This is a genomic window from Kaistella sp. (genome assembly GCF_049588135.1).
Classification (GTDB): domain Bacteria; phylum Bacteroidota; class Bacteroidia; order Flavobacteriales; family Weeksellaceae; genus Kaistella.
This window is the reverse complement of the sequence record NZ_JBAVFG010000226.1, coordinates 1-5,201: the sequence shown is the minus strand read 5'-3', so window position 1 is coordinate 5,201 and position 5,201 is coordinate 1. Positions and strand designations below refer to the sequence as shown.

General features: G+C 35.0%; 7 protein-coding genes. 5 read left to right on the top strand and 2 right to left on the bottom strand.

The window, feature by feature from the left end; all coding sequences use genetic code 11:
• Positions 1-200: 200 nt before the first annotated feature.
• From WBY99_RS12300 to WBY99_RS12285, 4 genes are all read left to right on the top strand, one after another.
• On the top strand, positions 201-752 hold the full coding sequence (locus tag WBY99_RS12300) for a TlpA family protein disulfide reductase (protein ID WP_423976630.1): 552 nt from the start codon (positions 201-203) through the stop codon (positions 750-752).
• 67 nt (positions 753-819) lie between these two features.
• Positions 820-1,167 (top strand): YkvA family protein, encoded by a 348-nt coding sequence (locus WBY99_RS12295; RefSeq protein WP_423976629.1) that lies wholly within the window; start codon positions 820-822, stop codon positions 1,165-1,167.
• A gap of 373 nt (positions 1,168-1,540) precedes the next feature.
• Positions 1,541-2,443 (top strand): tRNA (adenosine(37)-N6)-dimethylallyltransferase MiaA, encoded by a 903-nt coding sequence (gene miaA / locus WBY99_RS12290; RefSeq protein WP_423976628.1) that lies wholly within the window; start codon positions 1,541-1,543, stop codon positions 2,441-2,443.
• Positions 2,444-2,496: 53 nt separating this feature from the next.
• Positions 2,497-3,054, top strand: a complete 558-nt coding sequence (locus tag WBY99_RS12285) for a thioredoxin family protein (RefSeq protein WP_423976627.1) — start codon at positions 2,497-2,499, stop codon at positions 3,052-3,054.
• A 68-nt stretch (positions 3,055-3,122) separates the two neighbouring features.
• Here WBY99_RS12285 and WBY99_RS12280 read toward each other — a convergent pair whose 3' ends face one another.
• Positions 3,123-3,761 carry an MBL fold metallo-hydrolase gene (locus WBY99_RS12280; RefSeq protein WP_423976626.1) on the bottom strand — a complete coding sequence of 213 codons (639 nt, stop codon included), beginning with the start codon at positions 3,759-3,761 and terminating at the stop codon, positions 3,123-3,125.
• 137 nt (positions 3,762-3,898) lie between these two features.
• Complete coding sequence (locus tag WBY99_RS12275) at positions 3,899-4,402, bottom strand: thermonuclease family protein (protein ID WP_423976625.1); 504 nt, start codon at positions 4,400-4,402, stop codon at positions 3,899-3,901.
• 63 nt (positions 4,403-4,465) lie between these two features.
• On the opposite strand from WBY99_RS12275, the gene WBY99_RS12270 reads away from it, so the two are divergent.
• Entirely contained in the window at positions 4,466-4,663 is a 198-nt protein-coding gene (locus WBY99_RS12270; protein WP_423976624.1) for a helix-turn-helix domain-containing protein, read from the top strand.
• Positions 4,664-5,201: the final 538 nt, after the last annotated feature.

The following is a 5,201-nucleotide window of genomic DNA, read 5'->3' as shown; positions in this document are numbered from 1 at the left end:
GAGAAGAATTCTACAATGATTTGCAGGTTTATTATGCGAAAAACCGTGGCAAAGATTCAATTGAAGAAATCATATCTTTGCTTTAAAGCCTGTTTGAAAATTCTTTGAAAATTTCATCAAAATTATTCCCTTTAAGGTGGGGAAATTAATTTTGATGAAATTTAAACAGGCTCTTAATATTTAATCAAAAAAAACAATTAATGAAATTCCTAAAGAAGAACGCATTTTTCATTTTGGCTATGGCATTTTTGGCGGTGCTTTATCTTTTCCCGTCGGTAAAATTAAAATTGAAAGATCTTTTTTTTCCCGTTGCAGCCATCGAAAACGCCATTACTTTAAACGATGAAGATTACGATATTCAACTCAAAGGAATTAACGTTCCCGATATCAATCTTAAAAGTTTGAAAAGGAACAAATTGGTTTTGCTTAATTTTTGGGGAACCTGGTGCCCGCCGTGTCGTGAAGAATGGCCAACGATTGAGAAATTATACTTAGCCAGAAAAGATAAAATCGATTTCGTGCTGATTGCGATGCAGGACAAAGAAGAAGATGTGATCGCTTTTATGAAAAAAAACAATTACACCGCACCGGTTTACATCGCCGAAAGTCCGATTACCAATCACGTTTTGCCGAAGGTTTTTCCTACTACTTTTTTATTAGATAAAAATGGTCGAATTCTTCTGAAAGAAGATGGTTCCAAAGACTGGAACTCAAAATCAACCAATGAATTCATCGATAATATCACGCAATAATTTTAACTATATTTACGATATGGTGGTACAGAATTTGCGAATTATATCACGTTTTTAAAATTACAGCATGAAAATAAAAATATCAAAAATTCAATTGGCTAAAGAGGCATTCAAACATAAAGGATTTATCGCAAAACTTCCCGTAATCATAAGAATGATTAAATCTACAATGAAAAAAGGAGGTTACAAACCACAGTTCAAAGATATAATCCTTCCTGGTTTGGTATTACTTTACGTTATATCTCCAATCGACATTATCCCCGACTGGATTCCTGGTATCGGTGTTTTAGACGATTTGGCTTTGCTCGCATTTGCCATTCCGTTATTGGTAAAAGAAGCCGAAAAGTTCATCGCTTGGGAAGCATCCAATAAATCCGACGATCCAATGATAGAGGAAGCGGAAGTCATCGGATAATCATAAAAATTTAATACAGAACCGTTCTTGAAAAAGAGCGGTCTTTTTTAGGAGCAACAAGATTTTCGCTTCTTATAAAACCGGTCCCGCTGTCCGTTGCAATCTTTTTTCTCCTTCGTCGAAAAAAGGATTTCCACTTCCATCGGGGCTAGAATTTCTTTCAGTTTGTTATTTCAACAAATATATTAAATGATGAAAAGCAATTTCAATTCTCATCACAAGTACCAATCCACGAAAATCCGTGCGAGAAAAATCACCAAAATCAGCAGGAGAAAATTTCATCAGACGTCACAAATTTATAATTCATGATTTATCTTTCAATTATTAAATCGTCCCTTGAATAATATTCAAAAAAAATCAGGAAATTTACAGCGTGAAAAAACTCATCTCCATTATCGGAACTACAGGAATCGGCAAGACAAAACTCGCCATCGAAATCGCCAAACATTTCGGGACAGAAATTATTTCCTGTGATTCGCGGCAATTTTTCAAAGAAATGAGCATCGGAACAGCTGCTCCATCAACAGAAGAGTTGGCCGAAGTTCCGCACCATTTTATCGGAAACCTTTCGGTGCAGGACTATTATTCCATCGGACAATTCGAGAAAGATGCTCTTCGAAAAATTGACGAGCTTTTCCTGAATCACGATGTTGTGGTATTGGTTGGCGGAAGCATGATGTACGAAAAAGCAGTAATCGAAGGACTTCACGATTTACCTGAAGCTAACGAAAAAAACCAGCGCAAACTGGAACAAATTTTAGCAGAAGACGGAATTGAAAAACTTCAAAATATCTTGCAGGAATTGGATCCAGAATATCTTAACAAAGTAGATCAAGACAATCCCAGAAGATTGTTCCGAGCAATCGATATCATTTGGCAAACGGGAAAAACCTATACCGAGAATATTTCAGCACAGATGAATCAACGGGATTTCGAAGTCATCAGAATTGGACTGCAAGCGCCCCGTGAAACTATTTATGACCGGATTAATCAACGCGTAGATCTGATGCTGGAAAATGGTTTACTGAAAGAAGCGGAGTCTTTAATTCTTTTCAAAAACAATCTGGCATTACAAACCGTTGGTTATTCCGAACTTTTCAATTATTTCGACGGAACTTGGGCTCTGGATTTTGCCATTGAAGAAATCAAAAAAAACTCTCGCCGATTCGCAAAACGACAATTAACTTGGTACCGAAAAGAAGAAAATATCAATTGGGTGAATTTTGAAAATTCACTGGAAGAATCGCTATCTTTGCTTTCTAAATTAAAGAATTAATATTATTTTTTTATTTTCAAATTAATACATTTTCAAATTAACACATTAAAACCATGGCAAATACTCCTTCAAATATGCTCGAATTGGGAACCAAAGCACCTTTCTTTGAACTTCCGAACCCATCTCAAAGCAACGAAATGCAATCCTTAGAAGATTTAAAAGGCGAAAAAGGCACCCTTGTTTTTTTTATGTGTAATCATTGCCCATTCGTCCTTCACGTGATTGATAAATTGACAGAACTTTATGAAGATTATCAAGAACAAGGAATAGAATTCATCGCCATCAACGCAAATGATGTGGAGAAATATCCTGCCGATTCTCCGGAAAAAATGGTTGAATTTCAGGTGGAAAGAAAGTTCGATTTCCCATATTTATATGACGAAAGTCAAGCGATTGCAAAAGCATACGATGCGGCTTGCACTCCTGATTTTTTCTTTTTTGATGAAAAATTAGATTTAATTTACCGTGGTCAAATGGATGATTCCAGACCGGGAAATCAAAAAGAAATTACGGGTGAAGATTTAGTTATCGCCTTCGAAAATTTATTGGCAGAAGCACCGCAAGAAGAAATACAGAAACCAAGTATGGGTTGTAATATCAAGTGGAAATAAGATAACAGACCGCTTCGCTGATAGAAAAAAGATAAAAGACAAGAATTTTCGGTTCTTGTCTTTTGTATTTATCTGAAATAAGGACTGTAATTTTTCTCAAATCCGATCGTAGTGGGATTTCCGTGACCGTTGTATACTTTTGTTTCTGCATCAAGAACAAAGAGTTTCGACTTGATATTGCTGATAAGTTGGTCGTGATCGCCTTTGTATAAATCGGTTCTGCCGATACTTCCCTCAAACAGAACATCGCCCGAAATCATGAACTTTTGCGCTTCGTTGTGAAAAGCAATACTTCCTGGGGAATGTCCGGGAACATGAATAATTTTAAATTCATCTTTTCCCAAAGTGAGAATTTCATTTTCTTTCACGTAAGAAATCTTTCCTTCAAAGGGTTTAAAGAAAAAGCCAAACCTATTTGCATCCATAGGATTGCGATCCAGAATTTCCTGTTCAAGTGGATGCACCAGAACAGGAACATTGTATTTGTCAAAAGCTTTCTGCAAACCCAAAACATGATCGATGTGAGCATGGGTCAAAAGAATTTGCTGAACTGTCAAGTTATTATCTGCAATGAATTTCTCTAAAACACTGGTTTCCTCGTCAGAAAAATTTCCTGGATCAATAATGTAAGCGTTTTTATCTTCATTAAAAACGACGTAAGTATTCTGTGAAAAAGGATTAAAAACAAAAGATTTGATCTGCAGCATTGATTTATTTTTTACAAAGTTAAGGGCTAATTTTTTATAAACCACAAAAGTCATAAAAGTTTTAAGTTCTTTCTTATCCAAAAGTTTTAAAAAGGTGGAAGAGAAAAAAAATCGAATTCGATTGATCGATCATTAAACTATTTTCTAAAATCCCAAGGCGCCATAGGATTTTTATCTGCCCAAAGACCTACTCTATTTTTTCTTGCCCTATTTTCCAACAGCGCATATTCCTCACTTTTTGAATATTTTTTATAGTGCCACGCTAAACCGGATTTCACCATTTCTTTGTTGGCATTGATCTTATCATTGACGTAAATCTCAGCAATCATACGGCCTCGACCATCATAATTTCCTTTTTTACCAGTACTGACAATGGTAACATTTTTTCCAAAACACAGATCTGAAAGTTTCTGTTTTGAGACCGTTCCAAAAGCCTGTTTCTTTTCTGGTGCATCGATATGCTCGAGGCGAATCACGATCGGAAGTTGGTAATAAAGAACCTCAACCGTATCGCCGTCTTTTACACCGATTACTTTTACTTTAAGAATAAGTTGGTCGGTTTGTGGTGAAGATTGAAAAGAGGCTGGAATAATGGAGTTTCCGAAGAAAATAAAGAAAAGAAGGAAAATTGATTTTTGCATTGGGAACGAGATAATATTTTTGAGGAAGATAGGGATTTTTTAGAGTTTTGGCAAAATTCAATAATGATTTATGCCCTTTTGGAAACGCCACTTTCCGACAAAACAATCGATGTTCCGGTAACTTCAAAAATCGCAAAAATACCATCGCAGATTTTGAGTTTTCAATTATTTGAAGAAGGAAAAACGATTCCTGAAATTGCGAAAGAATGCGGTTTGGTAACGGAAATGATTTACGGACATTTGGCAAAATTTGCAGAATAAGATTTGCTGGATATTAAAAGAATTTTCGATAAAGAAAAAATTAAAACTTTTGAAAAAGAATTTAAAAATAATTCCTACGAAACCCTAAACGACTGGAAAAAAAGCGTTGCCGAATGATTTTGAATTTAATGAAACTCGGTTGTTGCTGAATCATTTTAATTTTAAGAAAAAAGTAAATTAAAATTTTTGTTTCTTGGAATGGATGAATTTTCAACATTAAGGGATTAAATTTGAAAAATTTAAAAACGAGTAAAAATATATTGGGAAATTGAAAACTTGCGTATTTTTGAGAGTTAAAGCGCAATTTTATAATCAAGATTGGTTTTTTTGTTGAAAACTTTATCACTTTTCACCTTCATTTTTTTACTTAGCAAAGCGGGGTTTTGCAAAATAAACAAAAGAATAAAAAAACACAATATTGCAAATAAAACTGACCTGTTTTTGTACATTAGCATGAACAAAAACATTCGCCTAACTGTCGGTTTTGCGAAATGCTTCGCACTTCGCAAAGCCGACGGACGTTGGCAGAAATGCAACC

Coding starts and splice junctions, on each gene's coding strand:
- WBY99_RS12300 (WP_423976630.1), top strand. CDS start 201: ATGAAATTCCTAAAGAAGAACGCATTTTTCATTTTGGCTATGGCATTT.
- WBY99_RS12295 (WP_423976629.1), top strand. CDS start 820: ATGAAAATAAAAATATCAAAAATTCAATTGGCTAAAGAGGCATTCAAA.
- WBY99_RS12285 (WP_423976627.1), top strand. CDS start 2,497: ATGGCAAATACTCCTTCAAATATGCTCGAATTGGGAACCAAAGCACCT.
- WBY99_RS12280 (WP_423976626.1), bottom strand. CDS start 3,761: ATGCTGCAGATCAAATCTTTTGTTTTTAATCCTTTTTCACAGAATACT.
- WBY99_RS12275 (WP_423976625.1), bottom strand. CDS start 4,402: ATGCAAAAATCAATTTTCCTTCTTTTCTTTATTTTCTTCGGAAACTCC.
- WBY99_RS12270 (WP_423976624.1), top strand. CDS start 4,466: ATGATTTATGCCCTTTTGGAAACGCCACTTTCCGACAAAACAATCGAT.